23 protein-coding genes are annotated in these 22,834 nt (G+C 67.4%); 12 read left to right on the forward strand and 11 right to left on the reverse strand.

What is annotated here, in order from left to right; translation table 11 throughout:
• The first annotated feature begins 52 nt into the window (after window positions 1-52).
• The gene (locus H6717_38965; protein ID MCB9583084.1) at window positions 53-1,231 is read left to right on the forward strand and encodes an FIST C-terminal domain-containing protein; all 1,179 of its coding nucleotides are present in this window, start codon (window positions 53-55) and stop codon (window positions 1,229-1,231) included.
• Window positions 1,232-1,254: 23 nt separating this feature from the next.
• A complete protein-coding gene (locus H6717_38970) occupies window positions 1,255-1,482 on the forward strand; it encodes a hypothetical protein (GenBank protein ID MCB9583085.1) in 228 nt (75 codons plus the stop codon).
• Here H6717_38970 and H6717_38975 read toward each other — a convergent pair.
• The gene (locus H6717_38975) at window positions 1,479-1,991 is read right to left on the reverse strand and encodes a hypothetical protein (protein ID MCB9583086.1); all 513 of its coding nucleotides are present in this window, start codon (window positions 1,989-1,991) and stop codon (window positions 1,479-1,481) included. The genes H6717_38970 and H6717_38975 overlap by 4 nt on opposite strands.
• 1 nt (window position 1,992) lies before the next feature.
• Window positions 1,993-3,267: an NAD(P)-binding protein gene (locus H6717_38980; GenBank protein ID MCB9583087.1), complete on the reverse strand. Its 1,275-nt coding sequence runs from the start codon at window positions 3,265-3,267 to the stop codon at window positions 1,993-1,995.
• A gap of 79 nt (window positions 3,268-3,346) precedes the next feature.
• On the opposite strand from H6717_38980, the gene H6717_38985 reads away from it, so the two are divergent.
• Entirely contained in the window at window positions 3,347-5,245 is a 1,899-nt protein-coding gene (locus H6717_38985) for an ABC-F family ATP-binding cassette domain-containing protein (GenBank protein MCB9583088.1), read from the forward strand.
• On the opposite strand, the gene H6717_38990 is transcribed toward H6717_38985, so the two are convergent.
• Together H6717_38990 and H6717_38995 are read right to left on the reverse strand one after the other, a co-directional pair.
• Window positions 5,239-6,258 (reverse strand): 2-dehydropantoate 2-reductase, encoded by a 1,020-nt coding sequence (locus tag H6717_38990; protein ID MCB9583089.1) that lies wholly within the window; start codon window positions 6,256-6,258, stop codon window positions 5,239-5,241. The two genes, H6717_38985 and H6717_38990, sit on opposite strands and share 7 nt — an antisense overlap.
• Window positions 6,255-7,004: a hypothetical protein gene (locus tag H6717_38995; GenBank protein MCB9583090.1), complete on the reverse strand. Its 750-nt coding sequence runs from the start codon at window positions 7,002-7,004 to the stop codon at window positions 6,255-6,257. The genes H6717_38990 and H6717_38995 overlap by 4 nt, the downstream gene beginning before the upstream one ends.
• Window positions 7,005-7,091: 87 nt before the next feature.
• Between H6717_38995 and H6717_39000 the strand changes: the two genes are divergently transcribed.
• The 4 genes from H6717_39000 to H6717_39015 are packed head-to-tail and all read left to right on the forward strand — an operon-like array spanning window position 7,092 to window position 10,979.
• Entirely contained in the window at window positions 7,092-7,709 is a 618-nt protein-coding gene (locus H6717_39000; protein MCB9583091.1) for a DUF47 domain-containing protein, read from the forward strand.
• A complete protein-coding gene (locus H6717_39005) occupies window positions 7,709-8,716 on the forward strand; it encodes an inorganic phosphate transporter (protein ID MCB9583092.1) in 1,008 nt (335 codons plus the stop codon). The genes H6717_39000 and H6717_39005 overlap by 1 nt, the downstream gene beginning before the upstream one ends.
• A gap of 47 nt (window positions 8,717-8,763) precedes the next feature.
• On the forward strand, window positions 8,764-10,521 hold the full coding sequence (locus H6717_39010; GenBank protein ID MCB9583093.1) for a hypothetical protein: 1,758 nt from the start codon (window positions 8,764-8,766) through the stop codon (window positions 10,519-10,521).
• Window positions 10,518-10,979 carry a hypothetical protein gene (locus tag H6717_39015; GenBank protein MCB9583094.1) on the forward strand — a complete coding sequence of 154 codons (462 nt, stop codon included), beginning with the start codon at window positions 10,518-10,520 and terminating at the stop codon, window positions 10,977-10,979. Before H6717_39010 ends, H6717_39015 begins: the two co-directional genes overlap by 4 nt.
• Here H6717_39015 and H6717_39020 read toward each other — a convergent pair.
• The 3 genes from H6717_39020 to H6717_39030 are packed head-to-tail and all read right to left on the reverse strand — an operon-like array spanning window position 10,969 to window position 14,422.
• Window positions 10,969-11,973: an acetylxylan esterase gene (locus tag H6717_39020; protein ID MCB9583095.1), complete on the reverse strand. Its 1,005-nt coding sequence runs from the start codon at window positions 11,971-11,973 to the stop codon at window positions 10,969-10,971. The two genes, H6717_39015 and H6717_39020, sit on opposite strands and share 11 nt — an antisense overlap.
• 1 nt (window position 11,974) lies before the next feature.
• Window positions 11,975-13,483: a hypothetical protein gene (locus H6717_39025; protein MCB9583096.1), complete on the reverse strand. Its 1,509-nt coding sequence runs from the start codon at window positions 13,481-13,483 to the stop codon at window positions 11,975-11,977.
• A 39-nt stretch (window positions 13,484-13,522) separates the two neighbouring features.
• The gene (locus tag H6717_39030) at window positions 13,523-14,422 is read right to left on the reverse strand and encodes a mechanosensitive ion channel (GenBank protein MCB9583097.1); all 900 of its coding nucleotides are present in this window, start codon (window positions 14,420-14,422) and stop codon (window positions 13,523-13,525) included.
• Window positions 14,423-14,522: 100 nt separating this feature from the next.
• Between H6717_39030 and H6717_39035 the strand changes: the two genes are divergently transcribed.
• Window positions 14,523-15,167: an NAD(P)-binding domain-containing protein gene (locus tag H6717_39035; GenBank protein MCB9583098.1), complete on the forward strand. Its 645-nt coding sequence runs from the start codon at window positions 14,523-14,525 to the stop codon at window positions 15,165-15,167.
• Here H6717_39035 and H6717_39040 read toward each other — a convergent pair.
• The gene (locus tag H6717_39040) at window positions 15,148-15,702 is read right to left on the reverse strand and encodes a hypothetical protein (GenBank protein MCB9583099.1); all 555 of its coding nucleotides are present in this window, start codon (window positions 15,700-15,702) and stop codon (window positions 15,148-15,150) included. The genes H6717_39035 and H6717_39040 overlap by 20 nt on opposite strands.
• 115 nt (window positions 15,703-15,817) lie before the next feature.
• Here H6717_39040 and H6717_39045 point away from each other — a divergent pair, with 115 nt between their 5' ends.
• Both H6717_39045 and H6717_39050 read left to right on the forward strand, forming a co-directional pair.
• The gene (locus H6717_39045) at window positions 15,818-16,627 is read left to right on the forward strand and encodes a hypothetical protein (protein ID MCB9583100.1); all 810 of its coding nucleotides are present in this window, start codon (window positions 15,818-15,820) and stop codon (window positions 16,625-16,627) included.
• A complete protein-coding gene (locus H6717_39050; GenBank protein MCB9583101.1) occupies window positions 16,606-17,199 on the forward strand; it encodes a hypothetical protein in 594 nt (197 codons plus the stop codon). Before H6717_39045 ends, H6717_39050 begins: the two co-directional genes overlap by 22 nt.
• A 30-nt stretch (window positions 17,200-17,229) precedes the next feature.
• On the opposite strand, the gene H6717_39055 is transcribed toward H6717_39050, so the two are convergent.
• Window positions 17,230-18,762: a protein kinase gene (locus tag H6717_39055; GenBank protein MCB9583102.1), complete on the reverse strand. Its 1,533-nt coding sequence runs from the start codon at window positions 18,760-18,762 to the stop codon at window positions 17,230-17,232.
• Window positions 18,763-18,864: 102 nt separating this feature from the next.
• On the opposite strand from H6717_39055, the gene H6717_39060 reads away from it, so the two are divergent.
• Window positions 18,865-20,109 carry a mandelate racemase/muconate lactonizing enzyme family protein gene (locus tag H6717_39060; GenBank protein ID MCB9583103.1) on the forward strand — a complete coding sequence of 415 codons (1,245 nt, stop codon included), beginning with the start codon at window positions 18,865-18,867 and terminating at the stop codon, window positions 20,107-20,109.
• Window positions 20,110-20,193: 84 nt separating this feature from the next.
• Here H6717_39060 and H6717_39065 read toward each other — a convergent pair whose 3' ends face one another.
• The gene (locus tag H6717_39065) at window positions 20,194-20,631 is read right to left on the reverse strand and encodes a hypothetical protein (GenBank protein MCB9583104.1); all 438 of its coding nucleotides are present in this window, start codon (window positions 20,629-20,631) and stop codon (window positions 20,194-20,196) included.
• 54 nt (window positions 20,632-20,685) lie between these two features.
• Window positions 20,686-21,834 carry an endonuclease/exonuclease/phosphatase family protein gene (locus tag H6717_39070; protein ID MCB9583105.1) on the reverse strand — a complete coding sequence of 383 codons (1,149 nt, stop codon included), beginning with the start codon at window positions 21,832-21,834 and terminating at the stop codon, window positions 20,686-20,688.
• Window positions 21,835-22,085: 251 nt separating this feature from the next.
• Between H6717_39070 and H6717_39075 the strand changes: the two genes are divergently transcribed.
• On the forward strand, window positions 22,086-22,805 hold the full coding sequence (locus H6717_39075) for a hypothetical protein (GenBank protein ID MCB9583106.1): 720 nt from the start codon (window positions 22,086-22,088) through the stop codon (window positions 22,803-22,805).
• The last annotated feature ends 29 nt before the right edge of the window (window positions 22,806-22,834 follow it).

Consider the following 22,834-nt stretch of genomic DNA (forward strand, 5'->3'; position numbering starts at 1 on the left):
TGAGAAACTCGCGCTCCAGGGACCACTCACTTCTCAGATCGGAGGAGGTTCCATGGGACTTTGCGTGCTCAGCGCGCTGACCCCCGGGGAGACGCAGGAGTCCGTCCCGCGTCACCTCGACAAGCTGCAGTCCAATCCCGCACCCGCCCTGGTGCTGGTGTTTGCTTCCCCGGTCCACTCCCTGGCCGCGGTGATGGAGTCCACGGCGCGACGATTTCCCGACGCGATCTGCCTGGGAGCCACCACCGCGGGGGAGCTGACGGAGCAGGGTGACGCGAAGGGCGCCCTCTCTGGCCTCGCCGTTTCGGGTGACCTTCGCGTCTTCGCGGGCATCGGCACCGGGCTGTCCACTTCTCCCGAAACGGCAGTGCGCCAAGCGCTTTCGGGAGTGCCGGAGACGGTAGAGGGGTTTCCACACCGCACCGCGGTGATGCTCCTCGATCCCCTCACTGGACGCGGTGAGGAAGCGACGCTTTTGGCCGCCACGGAGCTCGGTCCCAACGTCCCGCTGGTGGGGGGAGCTGCCGGAGACGATCTGGCGATGGCATCCACTCAGGTCGCGCTCGGCGCGCAGGCCGCGAGCGATGCGGTGGTGATGGCGGTGCTGTTCAGCAAGCAACGCCTGGGGATCGGTGTGGGCCACGGACACACCCCGCTGTCCGCTCCCCTACGCGTGACGAAGGCGGACGGTAACGTGGTGTTCGAGATCGACGACCGACCCGCGTGGGAAGTGTGGGTGGAGCAGACCCGCGCGGCGGCGCTGGCGGATGGCATCGACCCCGAAGCGTTGCCGGCGGACGCGGTGGGTGGCTACTTACTTCGCTACGAGGCAGGGCTCGCCACCGGGCGGGAGCACACCATCCGCGCGCCGCTGTCGCGAGGCGACGACGGCTCGCTCTCCTTTGCCTGCGGCATTCACCAGGGCGCCGAATTGGTGATCACCCGCAGCACGGCGGAAGCACAGCTCCGGAGCGCCCGTCTGGCCGCCCGGCGCGCTCGCGAGAGCTTGGACGGCGCCCCCGTGGCCGGCGCCGTTGTGTTCGACTGCATTTGTCGCAATCTGATCCTGCAAGACGACTTTTCCGCCGCCGTGCGGGGGATGTCGGAAGAGCTCGGAAGCGTTCCCCTCGCCGGCTTCGAGACCTACGGCGAGATCGCTCTCGGGCAGGGTGACCTTTCCGGATTCCACAACACCACCACGGTGGTGCTGGCTTTCCCCGCCGAGCCATGATGAGCGTGCACCCCAGCCGTCCCATGGTTCGTCGAGACGAGCTCGTGGGAATGCTGGCGAGCGCGGTCGGCGAGGCCCCGGTCCAGGCGGCCGTCGATCGCGCCTGTGAAGCGCTCGCGCTTCCGGCGGATCGCTGGACCGTGGCGGATGCCTTGAAGATCTTGGAACACCTGGCGGAAAGCCCGGGCCTGCTCGGCATCACGGCGCGCTTCGTGAAGACCCGCGCGATCCTGAGCTGGGGCCGGCGCTAACGCGTGGTCACCAGGCCGACGCCATCCAACACGATGCCGGCAGCGTCGGGATCCGCCGGGGCATGCACGACGGGGACGCCGCGCTCCGACACGACGACCAGCTCGGCCTTGGAGATCGGCACACGGAATCGAAGCCGCCGGGGCTGGGTGCCCACCACGTACTCCACGGTGACGGTTTGCTGCCCGCTCGGGTGAGCGCCGGTCTCCACCACCGTGCCTTCCACGACAGCGCCGTCCGTCAGGAGCTTGCGTGCCCAGCGGAGATCCTGGGTCACGTACCAGAGCAGCGGCCCGCCGATCAGAACGGACACGGCCAGGATCCCGAGTCCCGCCATCGGAAAGGCGCCCCACGCTCCCTGCGCCGCCACGATCAGCACCAGCAGCGCGAAGGGCCCAAAGCACAGCGCCACCACGATGCGCGCGGTCTGGTACACGCGCGCCTTGGTGGCCGAAAGCAAGGACTCCACTCCGCTGCGCGGCGGAGCCTTTTGGAGCAGCTCCGGCAACATGTCAGTCGAAGGACCGCACCAGGGCTCGCGCTTCCACGATGTTGTCCTCGATGGAACAGTAGGTCCAGCCGCCGTAACGGCCGATGGAGTAGATGCCCATGGATGCCAGCTCGTCGCGAAGCCCGTCGCGCAGCGCGTTCGAGCGTCCGGTGACATGTACGTAGGCGGGATCCATGACCACGGAGTGGTGCGCCACGAGCCGATGGCCGGCCGTCACGCCGGCGCGCTCGAGATCTGCGAGCACTTTGGGAAGCAACGCTTCGGCATCCAGCTGCTCATCCTTGTCGAAGCCGAGCTCCACGTACAAGCTCATGCGATCCGAATCGAAGATGTTGTCGTAGAAGCCGACGCGGTAGAACGAGAGCGAGCGATCGGGAAAGTAGATCCAGTGGGCGTCCTTCGAGCCCTTTCGGTCGAAGCCCAGGTTGAACACCAGCACCTTGTTCCATCCGAAAACGCTGGCATCGTGCTCGATGCCGGCGAGCGCTAGGAGGCGAGGCAGCGGCGCGGAGGACACCAGTCGCCGATAGCGGATCTCCCGCCGCGGGGTGCGTGCCACCCGCGCCTTGGCGTCCACCGACAGCAGGGGCTCGGAAAGGGCGATGGCGTCGAGCCGCACGGCACTGGCGATGGCCTTGACGTACTCGAAGGCGCCGCCTTCGGGATACGTGAAGGTGGAGTTGTAGCTCGAGTTGTCCGGTCGCTTCATGTTGGCGATCACGTCGGTGAGATCCGCGTGGGGGAAGAAGCGACCCATGGCGTCTTCGTCGAGGGTGCCGAGATCACAGGCGTACAGCTTTTCGTTGTACGGGATCAGGAACTTTTCCGCGATGGACCGACCAAATCTCGCATACAGCATCTCCTTGAAGTTACCGGGCGCCGGAGGCGGTGGCCTTCCGGTGAGGTCTGCGGGCGCACGCGCGAAGTAGAGGTCGTGGAGACAGTCGATCAGCTCCTGCTTCGGCAGCTGATGGATGTTCTTCTGAAACGGAAAATCCACGAGCGCACCGGCATAGGAGATGAAGGACCGCTTCTCCACGACGCGCACCTTCTGGTCGCCCATGCGCGCTCGCAGCCAGCTCTCGATCTCCGGGTGCTTGAAATGGAAGAAGTGCCCGGAATAGTCCCAGGTGAAGCCGGCCTTCTGGATCGTCTTGCAGTAGCCCCCGATCTGCGCGTCGGCTTCCAGGATCAGGGTGTCGTGGTCGGATAGCTCGGCAGCGGTGGCCAATCCGGTGATACCGGCACCGACGATCAGCGTCTCCACGGAGTCCATCCGGCGAACCTTACGGCATCTTGGATTGGGTCGTAATGCTCTTGGCCTCGGGGGCGGCTTGGGGTCAAAGTCAGCCGCCATGCCCGTCGTCACGGTCGCAGCGATCCACAAGGCCTTCGGAGCCCACGTCGTGGTGCGCTCGGCGGACCTGACCATCGCCACGGGCGAGCGAGTGGGCATGGTCGGAAAGAACGGCGCGGGCAAGACGACGCTCGCGCGGATCGTCGCTGGCGTGGACACGGCGGACTCGGGGACGGTCACCCGACGCCGCGGAGCGACGGTGCGTTACTTGTCTCAGGTTCCCCGGTTCGACGGGGATCCGACGGCCACCGAAGCCGTGGCGCAGGGCCTGGGCGCGTGGACGCATGCCCTCGAGCGGCACGCCGAGTTCAGCGAGCGGCTGGCTCGGGGAGACGGCGAGCAGGACGCCCTGCTCGGGGAGCAGGCGGCCGCGGCGGACGAGGTCGAGCGCCTGGGTGGCTTCGAGCAGAGCCACCGTATCGCTTCCATGCTCGACCATCTCGGCGTTCGGCGCACGGACGCGCGCATCTCGACACTGAGCGGCGGCGAGCAGCGGCGCGTGGCGTTGGCGACCATCCTCGTGGCGCGACCGGATCTCGCGGTGTTGGACGAGCCCACGAACCACCTGGATGCCGACACCGTGGAGTGGCTCGAGCAGTATCTGGTGAACGAGCACCCAGGCGCAGTGCTGCTCGTGACCCACGATCGCTATCTGCTCGACCGCGTGGCCCAACGCACCGTGGAGGTCGCAGGCGGCGAAGCCCACGCCTACGCCGGCGGGTACGAGATGTACCTCGAGCAGAAGGCGGAGCGCCTGGCGCACGCTGCACGCACCGAAGCCAATCGGCAGAACTTCCTGCGACGAGAGCTCGAGTGGCTCCGCCGCCAGCCCAAGGCGCGCACCACGAAGCAGAAGGCGCGCGTCGAACGCGCGGAAGCCGCGCTGTCGGTACAGGGCCCGAAGACGGACCGCGCGCCGAGCTTCGAGCTGTCGGTATCGCGCGCCGGGAAGACGATCCTGGAGCTCCGCGACGTCGAGGTACGCATGCGCGAGCAGCGCCTGGTGAACGGCCTCACGTTGTTTCTCACTGCGGGAGAGCGGGTGGGTGTGTTGGGGCCGAACGGCAGCGGGAAGACCACGCTGCTCCGCACCCTGCTCGGGGAGATCGAGCCGGCCGCGGGCTCGGTCGTGCTGGGGCAGAACACGCGCGTGGCGTACTTCGACCAAGGCCGAAGCGGCCTGGAAGACGACAAGTCCGTGTTCGAGAACGTGGTGGGTGATCAATCCCGCATCGAGATCGCCGGCGAGGTCGTGGAGCCGCGCTCCTTCATGGAGCGTTTCGGTCTCGACTCCGGGAAACAGCGCCAGCCGGTGGCGTCGCTCTCCGGAGGGGAGCGCGCACGTGTGGCTCTGGCCCGGCTGCTGCGCCAGAGCGCCAACCTGGTCATCCTGGACGAGCCCACCAACGATCTCGACGTGGAGACGCTGGCCGCCGTGGAGGGCATGCTGATCGACTCCGGCGTCACGGCCGTGGTCGTGACCCACGATCGCTATTTCCTGGACCGCGTGGCGACGTCCATCTTGGCCTTCGAGGGGGACGGCAAGGTGGTGCACTACCCCGGCAACTACACGACCTTCCGCCGCCTCCGAGAGGAAGCGAATCGCGACAAGAAGGCGCCGGCAGAGGCGGAAGCCAAGGCCGAACGGCGCCGCCCGACGAGCAAGAAGAAAGGGCTCTCCCACACTGAAGCGAAGGAGCTCGATGGCATCATGGAAGTCATCGAAGCGGCCGAAGCGCGAGTGGTGGAGCTGTCCGAAGCGCTATCGGATCCCAACACCTACGCGGCGGGCGGCGGAGATGCGGCTCGTTTGACCGCGGAGCTCGACGCCGCCCGGGTCGAGGTGGAACGGCTAACGGCACGTTGGGAGGAGCTCGAGACGAAGCGCGATCAGTGACTCAGTCGAGCCCAGAGCTCATCGGCGCCGAGCTTGGGCGAGCCGCTAGCTTTCTGTTCGGCCTGATGCACGAGCTCGACGATGCGCGCGTTCAGCGGAGCACGGAGACCCCGCTCCTCTGCGAGCTTCACGATCTCTCCGTTGAGCTCGTCGACTTCCGTGAGACGGCGCCGCTCGAGATCTTCCCACATGGAGGACCGCGCCTCGGGATCGATGTCCATCTGGATCGACATCATGCGGCGGAGGAGCCAGCTCGGAAGTGAGAGCAACGTGGGGAAAAGCGCCGGCGGCAAAGGCCCCAAGCGAGCGGTCCGAACGCCGGCCGCGCGCAGCACGCCGAGGGCCTCGGCCATCACCGCTTTGAGGATGCGCCGATAGCGGGCCTCGAACACCAACTCCGTGGTGGGCACGTCGGTCAGCGCGCTGATGGCGTTGTTGAGGTTGATGACCAGCTTGGACCACTGCACCGGGCGGATCTCGTCGCTGGTCTCCACTTCCAGCCCCGCTTTCTCGAGCAACCGCACCAACGTCGCGAGGCGCTCGTCCGAGGTGCTCTCGAAAACCAATGGGCCGGACGTCGCGCGGCGCAGGGTGGCCTCCGCCGGCCACACCACGTTGAACCCGACGATGGCGGCGAGGACCTGGCGGCGGGGCATCACCGCGCGCAGCTTGTCGGCGTTGTGCAGACCGTTCTGCAGACTCACCACCAAGGTGTGTTCTGGAAGAACGCCGTCGAGCTCTGCCCCGACGTCGGAGGTCTGCCCGCTCTTCACGGCGACGAGCACCATGTCCGCGTCCGCCAAGGCCTCCACGCGGGTCTCGACCTTCGGAGTCTCCAAGCGCTGCTCCGGCACGGCCCGTCCACGCCGCGGCAGCTCCGTGAGAGTGAGGCCGTGTGAAAGGTCCTGCTGCACGCGCGGGCGTCCCACGAAGGTGACGTCTGCGCCCACCGTCATCAGCTTGCCTCCGACGAAGCAGCCGATGGCCCCGGCTCCCATGACGCCGATCTTCATTGCGCCACCAACACGAGCCAGTTCGTCTGCTTGGCCGTCGAGCGGAAGTCCTTGCCCAGCGTCACCGGCTCACTCCCCTTGCGCACACGGTAAAATCCCTCGCTCCAGCGCCCCATGTCCAGGTTCATGGCCGCGCGGGCGCCCAGGGCGACCAGATCCTGGGCGAAGACCCCGAGCTCGACGGGCCCTTCGCTCTCCACCACGGCGAAGCTGCCCGAGGCTCCGATAAACAGCGCGCGTCGCTCGAGGAGCGGGCTCGGTTTGAGCGGCCGTGGCTTCCCTTCCCCGACCAGTAGGTGGCCCTGGAGCAGGGAGCCACCCCCCTGGGCGAAGCGCTGTAGCGCTTCTTTTCCGAGACGCTGCTTCTGCCAGCTCACCGTGGGGGTTCCGCGGCGGACCGACAGAAGACCCTCCCAAGGCATGGCCTGGTCGCGGACGATCTTGCCGCTCTCGATGACGGCGCCCTCCACCTGCCCTTCGGGGCTCGTGTAGGTGCCCGGAACGCACAAGAGCAGCTTGGGATCGAAACGGTTGGGCCGCTTCAGGCGAAGCTCCATCGAGGGAGAGCGCTGTGACAGCAGCAAGTAGTGCCGATTGGACACGCTCTTGTGACGCACCGTCAGCTCTTCCACGGTGGTAGCGCTGCTGGCCAGAGGCGCTGCCGTGCTCGGGGGCGGTGGTGCTGCCTTGTCGCGGCACCCCAGCCCCGTGACGGAAAGCAACGCCAGCGTGGCGAATGTTCGCACGCACGAGCCATAACAAATTCCTGGCGCAAATGCTTTGACCCGCTCGCCGTCCCCTGCTCTCCTCCGCGCAGCCGAAAGGAGCCATCCATGGCGCTGACGCGGGACGCGGTTTTCTGGGACGCCTTCATCTCGCTGTCCGACAAGACCATCGAGGCTACGAAAGTGCTGGGGGATGCCCTCCGAGAGCCGAGCCGCGCGGTCGAGCTCGCAGAGCGGATCAAGCGCTTGGAGCACGAGGCGGACAAGGTGACCCACGACGTCGTTCAAGCGTTGCATCAGACCTGGATCACGCCCCTCGATCGCGAGGAGATCCACGCGCTGATCACCAGCTTGGACGACGTCCTGGATTTCGTGGATGCCGCCGGCGACAAGATCGCACTGTACGAAATCCGAGAAGTCAGGCCGGAGGCGATGGAGCTGCTCGAATCCGTCGCCGCCTGCAACGCGGACATCGCCAAGGCCGTCGCCGGCCTCAAGAACATCAAGGACCCCGATCCGCTCCTGGAGCTGTGTCAATCCATCAACCGACACGAGCACGAAGCCGACGGGATCTTCCGCAAGGGCATTGCCCGCCTGTTCAAGGAACGGGCAGACCCGCTGGAAGTGATGAAGTGGCGGGATATCTTGGAATCCATGGAGACGGCGACGGATCGCGCGGAAGACGTCGCCAACATCATCGAAGGAATCGTGCTGGAGCATTCCTGATGGAGCCGTATCTAGTCGCGATCATCGCCGTGGCGCTGATCTTCGACTTCATCAACGGATTTCACGACGCGGCGAACTCCATCGCCACCGTTGTCTCCACTCGGGTGCTTTCCCCGCGTGCGGCGGTGGTGTGGGCGGCGGCCTTCAACTTCATCGCGTTCTTGGTGTACCCGAGCCACGTTTCCGCTTCGATCGCCAAGGGCGTGGCGCTCAGCGCGGTGAGCTACAACGTGATCCTCGCCACGCTGCTCGGCGCCATTTCCTGGAACTTGATCACGTGGTGGTGGGGCCTGCCGTCGTCGTCGTCCCATGCGCTGATGGGGGCGTTTGCCGGAGCTGCTCTCGCGCATTCGCCTTCGCTTTCGGTGCTGGACGCGAAGGTCTTCGGCAAGACCATCGCCTTCATCGTGATTGCGCCCACGCTCGGCATGATCATCGCGTTCGCGTTGACCAAGCTCGTGCGCAAGGTGTTCGGTCACATGCGGCCCGGACGCGTCGACAAGGGCTTCCGGAGAGGACAGCTGCTATCCGCGGCGCTGTACTCCCTGGGCCACGGCGGTAACGACGCTCAAAAGACCATGGGAATCATCACGTTGTTGCTGATCTCCGCCGGTCTGCAGCAGTCGACGAAGCACCCCGAGCCCCAGATCTGGGTCGTGCTCTTGTGCCATGCCGCGATGGGCCTCGGCACCCTTTCCGGCGGTTGGCGCATCGTGAAGACGATGGGCATGAAGATCACCAAACTGAAGCCGCCCGGCGGCTTCTGCGCCGAAACGTCCGGCGCCATCACCCTGGCGATGGCCACATTCCTGGGAGTCCCCGTCTCGACGACCCACACCATCACGGGCTCGATCGTCGGGGTCGGCACCGCGGAACGGAGGCTGAGCGCGGTGCGCTGGGGCGTCGCCGGGCGCATCGTGTGGGCATGGATCTTCACCATTCCCGCTGCGGCAGTGATCGCCGTGGTCGCCTACATCGCCATACGGACAATCTCCGGGAACCGCTGACGCAGCGCGACGTTGACCTGGCGCGAACGGTCTCGGAAACTCGCGTCATGCGAGTCGTCGCTGCCCTTGCCGCCGCGTTGGCGTTGTTGCTTTCGCCGGCGTACGCGCGAGCGGACAAGTTCGTCCTCTCCGTCTTTCACTTCAACATCCAGTACGTGGCCGGTGGTCTGGTCGGTTTCTCCTTCCTTCCGGACCCGGCGCTCGATCTCGACAACGACGTGATCGAAGATCTGATCGTCACCCAGAGCTTCGCGCCGGTGCTGGATCTGTACGAGAAGCACCCGACGTGGGGCACGGACATCGAGCTCCAGGGGTACTTTTTGGACGTGCTCGCGGCGCGGCATCCCGCGGTGCTGGAGAAGCTCCGCAAGCTGGCAAAGTCCGGCCAGATCGAGGTGGTGAGCTTTCACTACTCGGACCAGCTCTTCATCGGCTATCCGGAGGAAGACTGGCAGCGCTCCCAGGCGCTGACGGCAGCCACCTTCGCCAAGTACGACATTCCGCTCTCGCGCACGGTGTTCTGCCAGGAAGGGCAGTCCGGCGAAGCGATGGCTCAGCGCTTCGCGGAGGTCGGCTATCGCAACATGGTGTGGCCCAAGAACCTGTACAGCTTTCAGCACGGCGACTTCGACGCCGCGCCGCTGTACCAGTTCGGTGACGGCTACATGATCGCCGGCGGCAAGGGCGTGAGCACCACGGACGTCGAGGTTCAGTGGAGCTTCATGGACGACGGCGAGCTGTTCGCCACCGGAGACCTGAACCCGTACTTGGCGGACGTGTTCAAGACCAAGCCGGACGTGGTGAAGCAAAAGGAAGACGAGCTCTTGGCGCTGGAAGCCCAGGGCTACCAGATCACGACGGTGGACAAGTACGTGGAGGCGGTGAAGGGCCAAGTCACGCCCGTGGCGCCGCCCCCGCTGTTGGACGGCACCTGGCAGCCCAAGAGCACGACAGCCGTGTTCAAGTGGCTGGGGGCCAAGGGGATCTGGCCGGGCGAGCGCGACAACCACGTGCGCTCCCTCGGCGCTCTCGCCCACCGCGAGCTCGCGGCCGCCGAGACCGCCGCGAAGGTGAGCGGCATCGACGTCCGCAATCGTCTCGACTCCGCCTGGCGCTATCTGTTCCTTTCGGAAGTGACGGACGCCAGCGGCATCAACCCGTACCGCGGCGAGACCGAGTACGGACTGTCCCACGCCACCGAGGCCCTGCGGATCGCGCGCAGCGTGATCAACGAAGCCAAGGCCGCCATGAAGGCGACGGCGGTGACCATCGATCCCGGCGCCGAGACCATGACCTCCGGCGCCAGCGACGACCCCTTGGTCGGAGAACCGACCAGCGCTCCCTTCGAGCTCGGCGTCACGGCGGGCGATCGCAGCGCGGACGTGAGCTGGGAGCAAATTGCAGCAGGGCACCACCGCGTCAGCGTCCACTTCGGTGAGGGATTGACCAACGAGGTTTCCGTGAGCTTCCCGGGGGAGCTCACGGACGAGTTCGTAGTCACCCGCGCCTTGGCGGATACGGCGCCGGTCAGCTACAAGCGCAGCGATTTCACCTTCGACGCCTTCTATCTCGCGCTTCCGATCGGGCTCATCAGCCTGGGTCCCAATCTGTTCCTGATCAAGGACATGTCTCGAGTGCACTTGGCGGCCAAGATCACGCGAGACTCCGGGGACATCGCCTTCGCAGATCAGACGCTGGCGGACCACGACACACCAACTTGGGTGTTCCACGTGTTCGAAGGCAGCCCGCAAGAAGCCGTGGACTTGGCTCGACGCATCAACGCCGTACGGAAGGTGACGCGATGAAGAAGCTGCTTTTGGTCGTGGCCCTTGGGGTGGTGGCGTGCTCCGACGGCGAGGAGTCCATGCCGCAGCAAAAGCCGAAGGTGCTCTCGGGAACGCTCGACGTGGACATCCGTAACAGCGCGGAGGTTCAGCTATCCCTGCGCGGCGATGCCGTGGAAACGACCTTGAAGATAGACGCCAGCTGGGGCGTCTTGCCCGCCGGAGAGAGCATCTCCGGCAAGGGACGAGTGGAGCATTTCCCGGAAGCCGGCATCACGCTGTACACGGCGCTCTTCGCCGTGAGTGCCGTGACGGACGGGCCCTGCGGCAGCGAGCCGCTCACGTTGGCGCTGGCGCTGGAGCGGGATGGCGAAAACCCCTACGTCGTGGGCTCCCTGACGCCCTACTGCGGCAAAGACACCGACAGCGGCCTGCCCGCCAGAAATCCGCTCCGCCTCGCGGGGCAGCTCAGCGAGTGAAGAGCGCCACCGCCCGAGGCCAGCCGAGCTCTGGATAGAAGCGGTGGCCTTCGGGTCCCACTACCAGCTCCACGCGCTCTTCCGCCCCCAGCGCGCGGTACACCTCGCGGACCTCGTCGAAACACTCGCGCACCCCCGCCAGCGGGAACAACGGGTCCTCGGCTCCCGTGACGGCCACGAGCGGCCGCGGCGCGATGAGCCCGGCGACGTCGGCCATCTCGGCCAGGTTCAGGATCCCAGGCACGTAGTTGTCGGTGCAGTGGTACACGCTCATGAGCGAATGCCGGAAGCTGCACAGCGCGCACGACGGCATCGCGAAGGCGATGCGCGGGAGCAACGCGGCCGCCCAAATCGCGACGGTCCCCCCGCCGGAGTTGCCCATCACGCCCACGCGTGCGGCGTCGAGCTCGGGCCGCGTCGCGATCAGATCCAGCGCGCGAGCCACGTCGTACACCCGCTCCCCGAGCAGCGTGCGGCCGAGGGCCAGCGCGTGCATCGCCGCGTCGTGACAGGGGTTGTACAGGTTCACCCGCTCCTGCGCGGCTTCCCGCCGCTCGCCGAAGGCCCGCTGCTCGATGCACAGCGCCGCGAAGCCGTGGGCCACGCACTGCCGCGCGAAGTCCCGTCCGCCTTCCACCTCGATGCTCCGCGTCTCGTCGTCGAAGTCCAGCGCCACGGAGTTGTGCATCCCGCTCGAGTGCCCTTGCAGGCAGATCATCACCGGAAACGGCGGCGTGCCCTCGGGCAGCATCAGGTAGGCGGGGACGTTGGCGTGGGGCTCCGCCCAGAACGAGAGCTTTTCCACTCCACCCCGGCGCCACAGAAGCTCCGGACGCAGCGGGCCGGGCGCCGGCATCGCGGAGAGCCCGGTCGAACGCGAGAGCTCCGCCCGGAGCTCCTGCTGCCACGCCGAGACGTCACCCGCGCGGAAGCGGAGCCGGCGCTCGGCGGCGTCGATCAGCGCCCGGTGCACCCGGGAGGGCGAGCGATCCACCTCAGGGCTTGCCGGTACCGGGCGGGTTGTTCGCGCACCACTGCACGCCGGCGGGATCCGGATCCGCCGACGGCGCGCCTCCGGGCGGGGTCGCGAACGGCGGATTGCCGAAGTCGAACATGTCGAGCATCGGCCAGGCGTTGGAGTCTCGCACCGTCATGCTGGGCAGGTCGAAGCGGTTCTGGATGAATCGCGTCACGCTCGTCAGATCCGTCACGAAGTGGCTCACGTAGCCCTTCTTCACGTACGGCGACGCCACCAGGAGCGGCACCCGGAAGCCCAGGCGATCGTACTTGCCGGTGGGCGGCAGCAGGTTGTCGGGCTGGCAGGCGGGCGGCGGAGGCACGTGATCGTAGTAGCCGCCGTGCTCGTCGTAGGTGACGATGAACACGGTCTTCTGCCACACGGCTGGGTTCGACGTGAGGGTGGCGTACACGTTGGAAGTGAGCTTCTGGCCCAGCTGGATGTTACTGGGCGGATGCTCGTCGTTCTGGCCCGCACCCGTGAAATTCGGATCGATGATCACCAGGTCCGGCAGGGTGTCGTTCTGGACGTCCGTGGCGAGCTGGGTGAGCGGCACGCCGATGTTCTCCGTCGTGAGGCCCCACACCGTAGCGAAGGACACCAGGCCATCCCGATAGATCCTCCAGGTCTTCCCGGCGTTCACCATCTGATCGGTGATCTTCGTCGCGGTCTTGAAGGTGTCCGCGGTGATGGGATTGATCTCTTCCGTCTTGGTGTTGCCCCAGGCCGTTGCCCCGTAGAAGAAGAAGCGGTTCGGCCAGGTGGGACCGAGCAGCGAGCAGAAATGGCGGTCGCTGATGGAGAAGGTCTTCGCCATCCAGTAGTAGAAGGGCAGGTCCTGCTCCGTGTAGTAGCCCATCGCGCGGGCGCCCCCGGGGTTGTTGCTGGCAACGAAGCCGTCCATCTTGCCGTCGCCGTACTGCTCGTGAGACCCGTCCCACTCGTGGTTGGTGTCCTCGATGCAGTAGCGCGTCTCGTGGTAGCGGAAGATCTTCTGCTGATTCGTGGGGTCCACGTTGAAGTCTTGGTCCGTGGCCACGTCCACGTCGGTGACGCCCGCTTTGGGCAGCTCCGAAAAGTAGTGATCGAAGCTGCGATTCTCGAGCATCAAGACCACCACGTGATCGAAGGGCAGCGCGTCGCCATGGGGGACGTTGGGTCCCACCGTTTCCGTGGTCAAAAGCCCCGAGCCGAACTGACACCCCTGGCGCTTGGACGCGTTCACGTCGTAGGGCGGGGGTGTCACGCCACCGCTGCCGCCGCTGCCCGCCGCGCCGGCTTGTCCGCCGCTACCGGCCTGCCCGCCGCCGCTCCCGCCACTGCCACTCTGCCCGCCGCCACCCGCGCTGCCGCCGGTGCTGCTGCCCGCCGAACCTCCGAGCCCCGCATCGGCCCCACCGGTCGCGGGGGCGCCGCCGTCCCCGTCGTCGCCGCCGCAGCCCACGAGCACGAGCGCCACCCCCAACCCCAAGAGCATCCTCCGCATGGCAACTACGTTACGAGGCCGTGACGCCCGCGTCGAGGGTCATGCCGCCGGAAGGCGAACCTCCAGCGCCGGGGCGCCCACCAGCTCGAAGGTCGCCGACGCCAACTGCACCCTTCCGTCCGTGGCCTTCACCGCGTCCAAAATGGCCATGAACAGCTCGTCCTTGGTCGCTCGCCGACGCTTGGTGTCTACCGCGTAGCGCAGCGTCAGCTCGATCCAGTTGTCGTTCGCGATCATCGTCACCATCGGCTCCACCCGCGCGTCCTCGATGGCGTAGCGCCCCACCAGGTGTTTCCAGGTTTCCTTGGCGCCGGCGGCGTACTCCGAGAGCTGGTCCTTGGCGATGCGCTCGAGCAGCGCGCGGGCTTCCCGGTGGTCGCTGCCGTAACGAACCGGCAGTCTTATCTCGTCCCACAAGAACGGGAAGTCCGCCGTGTAGTTGAACACCGGCTCCTTGAACACGAAGCTGTTCGCCACCCGCACGATGCGCCCGTTGTACAGGTCGCCCTGCACCCACTCGCCCACCTCCATCAGTGTGGTCCGGAGCACCCCCACGTCTATTACGTCACCTTTGATGCCGCCGAGCTGCACGCGATCCCCGATGCGATAGAAGTTTCCGAACATCACCGCGACCCAGCCGGCAACGCTGGCAATCACCTCCTGCAACGCGAACGCGATCCCCGCGCCGGCCACGCCGAAGGCAACGGTCAGACTGCCGAGGCGATCCGAGAAAATCACCGTGAGCGCCAGCGCAAGCACCAGGTAGCTCGCGAAGATGACCAGCTTGCGAGCGTGATAGCGCCCCGTGTTGTCCTTGATGCGCCGCACCAAGCCCCGCAGCACCAGACCAGCCACCACTCGCACGACGATCACGGCCACGACGGCGGTGAGGATCTTCACGACGGTGGGTTCCAAGAGCCAATGCTTGACGACATCCATACCCTTCGGCGTTCCACGACTCGCCGAGCTTGACCAGGCAAATCACCCTTGCGCTCGCCGGAGCGTTGCCACATGAATCCGCACCCAAGAGGAGGTCACGATGCGCGTTGGTATTCTGGGCACCGGGGACGTGGGTCGAGCGCTGGGCAATGGCTTTGTCGCGCTGGGCCACGAAGTGAAGATGGGATCGCGCAGCGCGAGCAACGACAAGGCTTCGTCCTGGGCAAAGGATGCGGGGGCCAAGGCTTCCACCGGCACCTTCGCAAGTGTGGCGGAATGGGCGGAGCTCGTGGTGCTGTGCACCCTGGGCGCCGCGAACCCTGCGGTGCTGGAAGCCGCCGGGCCGAAGAACCTTGCCGGCAAGATCTTGATCGACGCCACCAACCCACTCGACATGTCCAAGGGCTTCCCGCCCACGCTGGCCCTCGGCCACACGGACTCCGGCGGCGAGCAGGTGCAGCGCCTCGCACCCGAGGCCAAGGTGGTCAAGGCCTTCAACAGCGTGGGCAACTCCCTCATGTTCCAGCCGAAGCTCCCCGGGGGCCCGCCCACCATGTTCATCGCGGGGAACGACGACGGCGCCAAGGCGCAGGTGAGCACGCTGCTCGGGGAGTTCGGCTGGGAAACGCTGGACGCGGGCGGCATCGAAAGCTCACGCTACCTGGAGTCCCTGTGCATGATTTGGGTGCTCCACGGCGCCAAGAGCGGCGGCTGGACGCACGCGTTCAAGATGCTGCACGGCTGAAGCTCACGCCCATGGGCAGGAGCCCGGCGAAGCGCGTGCTGAGCACCGCGCCAAAGCCGGTCAGCGCGACGATCAGGACCAGTGCATCGCCGATCCACGGGATCGCGCCGACCACCAGCAGCAGCACGCAGCCGAGCGCCAGGTGTAGGTAGGGGTTGTCGGTGCGATGGCGGATCAACGCTCCGCCGACGGTCACCAACACCGCGCACACGCCGGAATAGCCGGCGAGGATCAGGACCATGGCGGCGATCGCCGCCACGGGAATGCCGACGACGGTCACGCACAAGATCACCAAGCCCGCCGCGGTCACCAGCATCCCTACCAGGCCCACGGCGAAGCTGTGCATCGGGCGCGCCGCCACCTCGAGCTCGAGCTTCTCCATCCGCGCCGTGACCAGCGCCACCAGCACGGTGCCGAGCACGAACAGCAGCAGCATGCGGGAGACGGCGTCGCCGGCTCCGTGGAACAGGTGACGCGACGCGGGCGAGCAGCCGGTCGTCAGGGCGAGGAGCGCGAAAGGGGCGAAGCGAGTCATGGAAACCTCCGTCGGGCCGCCGAGGTGGCGCCTGGTCTGCTGATTTCTTCGCCGGAGCCTTCGCCCTTATTTCGCCGGACGAGCGGAACCGGCGAAATATCGGTAGAATATCGACGTGGCTTGGCCTGTCCGCAGTCTCGCTCTGGGTGTCGCTCTGCTCGCCGCAGGCGCCTGCGCGGTGGCCACCGACGAGGTGGAGGACGGCCGGCCTGACCCCGGCACGGGGGGCCAGGACGCCGGCGGTGACAGCTCCGTCATCATCGAGGACGGCTCCTGGGGCGGCAACGGCGGCGGCACCTCGGGATTCCCGGGGCTCGGTGGCAGCGCCGGCAGTCAGCAGGACGCGGCCACGGGCGCCTGCACGCCGGGCGACCTCAAGAACTTGGGCACCTGCTTCTTGTGCGGCACGTCCCAGCAGACCTGCTCGTCCGCGGGAGTCTGGGGCACGCCCATCTGCGTGAACCAAGGCACCTGCAACGCGGGCGATCAAGAGTCCCAGGGCTGCGGCAGCTGTGGTGGGACCCAAACCCGCACTTGTCAGTCGAACTGCACGTGGGGTCAGTGGAGCGCCTGCTCCGGCTCGGGAGGGGTGTGCTCCCCCGGCCAGGTGCAAACCCAAGGTTGCGGTGCCTGTGGCTCCCAGTCCCGAACCTGCCAAAACAACTGCAGTTGGGGCGGCTGGAGCGCCTGTTCCGGCCAGGGGGTTTGTACGCCGGGCCAAACCAAGGCCGGCAGCTGCGACGGCTGCTCGCAGCAAGTGTGCACGTCGAACTGCACTTGGAGCAGTTGTCAGCTCAAGAGCGGCAGCCAGTGCAACTATAATGCAGGCACGACGTGGCAATGTTGCGCCGCCGGCAAGTGGCAGTTCTGTAGCTCGAGCTGCCAGTGGTTTCCGTGCCAGGCATGCTCCGGATGCGGGTGTTGAACATGTGGAACAAGAACCTCCTCGCCCTGTTTGTCGTGCTCACCGCGGGTTGCTCCGACGACACCTTCATTGCCACCAACGACATCGACATCGACGCCGGTAGTGAGGCTTCCGCCGGCGGTAGCTCCGGCGCGGGCGGCGAGAGCGGCGTCGCCGGCATGGCCGGCATGGCCGGCATCGCGGGCATGGCCGGCGCCGCGGGCGGCGGCGGCACCACGGCCTGCAGCCCTGGACAGACGCAAGACACCGGCACCTGCGCCAAGTGCGGAACGATGCAACAGACCTGCGACCAGAGCGGCGCCTGGGGCCCCGACCAATGCGTCGGCCAAGGCGCCTGCGAGCCGGGCGCCACCACCGGCGGCTGCAGCGATCCGTGCCAGGAAAAGGTCTGCAAGAACGACTGCACCTGGAGCGCATGTCAGCTCAAGGGCGGCGCCAAGTGCTTGTACGAATCCGGGACCAACTTCCAGTGCTGTGGCACCGACAAGTGGCAGTTCTGCAACGCCACCACCTGCGACTGGTACTCGTGTCAGTCCTGCAACGGAAGCAGCGGCTGTCTCAACAGCTGCTGATGTTTGTCGGTCCGCCGCGGAACCTCCCGTTCAGAACCCGGGTTCCATCACGGGAACGGGAGGGCGGCTCGGCGGCGGCTTGGGCTTGGCGTGCTCGGCGCTGACCGGCGGCGGCGCGACGCTCGCTGAAGGGCTCGGCGCCGGCGCGGGCGCCACAGGTACGGCGGCGCGATGCGGCGCGACGGCGACGACGTGGGGCGCCCTCGCTTCGGAATCCGAGGGCGGCGCGGGGGCGGACTCGGCGGGCAGCGGAGCGACGACGACCTTGGGCGGCGCCTCGGGAGCGCGCGCTCCGCTCGGCGCGGTGGGAGCGTTCGGCGTCGATCGCTGCGTGAGCGCCCAGGCTCCGACGCCCGCCCCGAGCAGCAATGCCAGGCCAAAAACGGCGAAGGCGGCCAGGGGCCGCCGCGGGTGAGGCTCCGGCGCGTGCGACGCGTACCCGACCTGCGTGCCGATGTCGGAGCCAGGCGCGCTCGGGAGCTGACTGGTTCGATCTCCCGGCACGCTCGCCGAAAGCGGTGGCACGTTGGTGGACACCGGCGTCGCGCTCGAGCGGGGCGGCGATAGTCGCGCCCGCACGTCCGCCTCCACCATGGCCTGCTCCAGCTGCTGGCGGCGCTCTCGCCCCTTGTCGCCGAGCAACGTCTCCATCAGCGCGCCCAGCTCTTCGTCCTTGGCGGGACGACGAGACAGCGCGTCGAGCGCCTGCTCCAGCGCCGCCGCCGACTGGAATCGCCGCGCCGGATCGCGCTCGATGGCGGTCAGGATCACCTCTTCCAGGCGAGCATCCACGGCGGGGCTCACGTCCCGCGGTCGCTGTACGGGCCGCTGGGACAAGATGTTCTTCACCGTCGCGAGGTCGTTCTCGCCGCGGAACGGATGAACGCCACAAGTGAGCTGATACAGCACGATGCCAAGGGCGAAGACGTCCGCACGGCGGTCGACCTGAGCGCCATCGAGCTGCTCCGGCGCCATGTACGCCGGCTTGCCCTTGAGCGTACGGTCCGTCGTCTGCGATACGCGGCCCGCGGCCTTGGCGATGCCGAAGTCCGTCACCTTCACGGCGCCGCTGTAGGAGACGAGGACGTTCTGGGGCGACACGTCGCGATGCACCAAACCGATGGGCGTGCCATCTTCCGCGCTGAGCTCGTGGGCCGCGTGCAGCCCGCGAGCGATGTCTGCGACGATCTTCAGCGACAGGTGCAAGGGCATGCCGCCGCGGGGGGCCGCGGCGCGCCGCAGGACCTGCAGCGGCTCACCGTCCACGTACTCCATCACCAGATAGAGCAGCTCGCGCTCCTCCCCCAGATCCAGGATCGTCACCACGTTGCCGTGACGAATCCGCGACGCAATGCGCGCCTCGTCCAAGAACATGGCCTCGAAGCGCACGTCGTCGGAGACGAGGGGGCTCTGGGTCTTGATGGCAACGGTCTTCTTGAAGCCGCGAGAGCCCGTCAGCCGAGCGGCCCACACGCGCGCCATCCCGCCGTCCGCGATGGGCGCGAGGATCTCGTAGCGGCCGAGCAACGTTCCCGGCGCAAGGTCGTGCGATAGACCGGTCAATCCACTCCGAGCGTGGCAGACGGACCCGCGACGCTCAAGCCCTTCACCCTTACGTCATGAGCCCGATCCGGTCGCGCCACGGGATGCGGTAGCATCGCCGCCATGTCCAGCGTCGCCCGCATCGAGCTGTTCCATGTCGCGATCCCCCTACCTGCCACCTTCCGGCCTTCGTGGATCCCGGGCTTCCCGCAGAACGAGAATCGCTTCACCCTGATCAAGGTCGTCACCGACGACGGCGTCGAGGGCTTCAGCGCGGGTCCTGCCATGGGCCGCGAACGCGCGGGCCTCGGAGAGCTGGTGGGGCCGTACCTGCTCGGCGCCGAGGCCACGGACATTTCTCTCGTCCAGCAGCGGCTCCGGGAGATGGGCTACCTCGGCTGGAAGAACTGGTGGATCGAGCCGGCCTTCTGGGACATCAAGGGCAAGCTGGCAGGGCAGCCCGTGTGCAAGCTCCTCGGCGGCGAGCCGTGCACCGTGGAGCTGTATGCCTCCAGCGGCGAGGTGCGCGAGCCGGGCGCTCGCATCGACGAAGCCGAGGCGCGCTACGCCGAGGGCTTCCGCGCCTTCAAGCTGCGGGTCCACGACTTCGACCCACGCGTGGACGAGCGCCAGGTGGTGGAGACCGCCAAGGCCCTCGGCGGCCGCATGAAGCTCGGAGTGGACGTGAACCAGGCTTGGCGGGTGACCGCCATCGGCCCCGCGCCGCTGTGGGATCTGGAGCGCGCCCAGCGTTTCTCGGACGTGTGCGCCGACGCCGGCTACGCCTGGGTGGAAGAACCCTTGCCCATGGACGCCTACGACGATCTAGCCGCCCTCACGCGGGTGAGCCGCGTGCCCATCAGCGGGGGCGAGCTCCACACCGGCGGCCTCCCGGAGCTCCGCATGATGATCGAGCGGAAGTGCTACTCGGTGTTCCAACCCGACGCGATCTTCACGGGCGGCATCGCGCAGACACTGGAGGTCGCCAAGCTCTGCAGACAGCACGGCCTCGGCTACACGCCTCACACCTGGACCAATGGCATCGGCTTCGCGGTGAACCTGCAGCTCCTGGCCGTCAGCGGCTTCGCCGGGGAAAAGCAGCTCGAATATCCACTGGATCCCCCCGGCTGGGTGCCCGAGGCGCGCGACGGCATCCTCACCCAGCCGTTCTCCCACGACCGCGGTCAGCTGACGGTACCCAGCACGCCCGGCCTCGGCTTCGAGATCGACCCTCGCGCCCTCGCCAAGCACGGCGAGCGCTTCTTCGTGATGGACAAGAAGCGCCTCGTCTGGTTCTCGCTCAAGACGCGCGGACTGAAAGCGTCGATGGAGATCGACAAGGCCCGTAAAGCGCGGCCGCCGGCGTGAGGTACCGCGCCGCCCCGACAACATCAGACAGATCTCGAAAGAGAGTTTGTTGGTCCGGCGCGATGCCCGGCGCGTCTCGCGCGGTCAGTCGCTGCCGGCGTCGAGGGAGACGGCGCACACGGGGGTGGGCGTGCAGCCGTCGGGGAGCTGTTTCCCGGCGATCTGCGTGGGGTGGTTGTCCGGCGACCACTTGGCGCCCACCAGCGCGTTCGAGGTGGTGTCGTACAAGCACTCGTAGAAATCGCCAGGGAAGCCGTACACGGTGCGCACCACGAACACGTCGCCGCAGGTGGCCGTGCGCACGTCGTTCGTCGATGAGCACTCGACGGTCGGCTTGTCGGTGGAGCAGTACGGCTTCGTACCGCTGGTGAACGCCTCTAGCGCGACCTGGCAGGGCGGTGAGCTGCAGTCCCCGAAGCTGGTGGGCAATCCGGAATCCTTTCCGGCGCTCTCTCCAGCTTCCGAGCTGCTGCACGCCACGGCGAGGCCGGCCGCGAGCACGAGAAGAGCGAGCTGGGTCATTCCCCGAAAGGTAGCACTACGCGTGCCACTAAAATGCTGCCAAGCTGTGCCAGTTCAAGGCAACTGGAAGTCTTTGACCACGGCCATGTGCTGCATGCTGACGGCGCCGGAATCTCCCACTTGCACCGGCGTGACTTCCGACAGTGGCGTGTACACGCGGCTGTCGAACACCAACCCCGAGGGATAGCTGCTCGCGCCCTGCTGCACCGGCACCTCTAGCGCCGAGAGGCCCGGGCTCGGCAGCACCCAGTCGTAGGGCTTGTTGCGGTTCTGGTTGGTGTCGTCGTTGTCGTTCTGATCCACCGGACGAGGACCACCCGTCACGACCCGCGCCGACAGCACGCCGAGGGCGCTCTCTCCGGTGCTGTCCGTGTTGAGATCGCCGCCGATCACCAGGTAGTCCCCCGCCGGCACCTGCGACTGCACGAAGCCGATCAGGGCCTGCGCTTCCGACGCCCGCACTCCGGCGCTGGTGGTCTTCAGGTGCACGCTCACCGCCCACAAATCCACGGCACCGGGCACATCGATGCGCGCCCAGGCGAAGTCGCGATCCGGAACGCTGGTGTCGGGCCATTCGCCGTGAGCCACGATCGGATAGCGGCTGACGATGCCGTTCGGAATGCCGCCGGCCTGGGTCTCTCGAAAGAAGCAAAAGCTCGGGTCGAACGCGGTGTCCACCAGGTCGCGCAGGGTGCCGTGCAGGTAGTTCATCTCCTGGACCAGCGCGACGTCCGGCGCGAGGCCTTGGAGAATGCGAATGCCGGGATCTTCGTAGGCCTGGAAATTGCTGCTGGTGAGATTGGCCGCCACCACGCGCAGGCGCACCCCGACGCCGGCATCGCCCAAGGTGCCCGCGTCGTTCGGCGTCGGGCAATCGAAGTTCGGGTTCGGCGCGACGCCGCCGGTGCCGCCCGTCGACGCGCCCGAAGCTCCGCCCGTCGACGCATCCGTGCCCGCGACGCCCCCCGCTCCCGCGTCGCTCCCCGCGCTGCCGCCCAGCGACGCATCCGTTCCCGCGACGCCCCCTGCTCCCGCGACGCTCCCCGCGCTGCCGCCCAGCGATGCATCCGTTCCCGCGACGCCGCCGGTCGCAGTGCCGCCGCTGCCCCCGGTCGCACCTGCGCCGCCCGGGTCGTCCGAGCTGCCACATGCCTGTGCGAGCAGCAGGGCGCTCCAGAGCAGGAGGGACGGATGGACGCGCATCGGAGGAGTATGCACGCGCTCCCCGCGACGACAAAATGCAGCCTGACGGGCATCGCGCCGCCCCGACATCCAAACGATCCAAGAGCGCAGCTTGCGTCTGCCTTTGTTGGTTCGCCGCGGAAACGAGGGGACGGACGTCGCGCCACGTGATCCGAATGTCGGCCCCCCGTGGCACAGCTGCGGCCATGTCCGCCGGAGCGGCAGGAAACGTCGTCCGCCCGACCGGCACGGACCTTGCTGCGATGCGCGTCATGACGACTCGCATCTCGATGATCGCGGTGGCGCTCTTGCTCGCCGCCTGCGGTGGGAGCAGCAGCTCGGACGGCAGCGGCGGCACGGCCGGCAGTGACGCGGGGCTCGGCGGCGGCGCGGGAACGGGCGGCGGCGCGGGAACGGGCGGCGGCGCGGGAACGGGCGGCGGCGCGGGAGCGGACGCGGGCGGCTGCGCCACGGCGCAAGAAGGCGCGCCCTGCGCGGTGGAGGGCCAGAGCTGCGGCGGCGAGAACTGCACGGATCCTTGCCAGTTCTGCAACATCCTGATGTGCACCGGCGGCACCTGGCAGAACTTGGAGGCGTTCCCCGATCCCAACTGCGACGACTCCGGCTCCGTGTGCGGAGGCCTCGCGGGCATTCCCTGCGCGGCGGACGAATGGTGCGACTTGCCCGACGGCTGCGGCTTCGCGGATGCCCAGGGCGTGTGCAAGAAGAAGCCCGAGGGCTGCACGGCGGACTGCCCCGGCGTGTGCGGCTGTGACGGTAAGATCTACTGCAACACGTGCAGCGCCAACGCCGTTGGCATGGACACCACGGGGGACACTTCGTGCATGGGCGATGCCGGCGTGGGGCAAGTGTGCAGTAGCGACAACCAGTGTCAGGCGGGACTGAAGTGCTGCTATCCGTGTGGTCAGCCCGGCTGTCAGAACAAGTGCATGGCCGCGGGGCCGAACGGCCAGTGCCCGCTGTTCCCGTGAGGCCGTGCTACGCTGAAGCGAGGAGGCAC

The sequence above is a fragment of the Polyangiaceae bacterium genome (genome assembly GCA_020633235.1).
In the GTDB taxonomy this organism is placed as follows: Bacteria; Myxococcota_A; Polyangia; order Polyangiales; family Polyangiaceae; genus JACKEA01.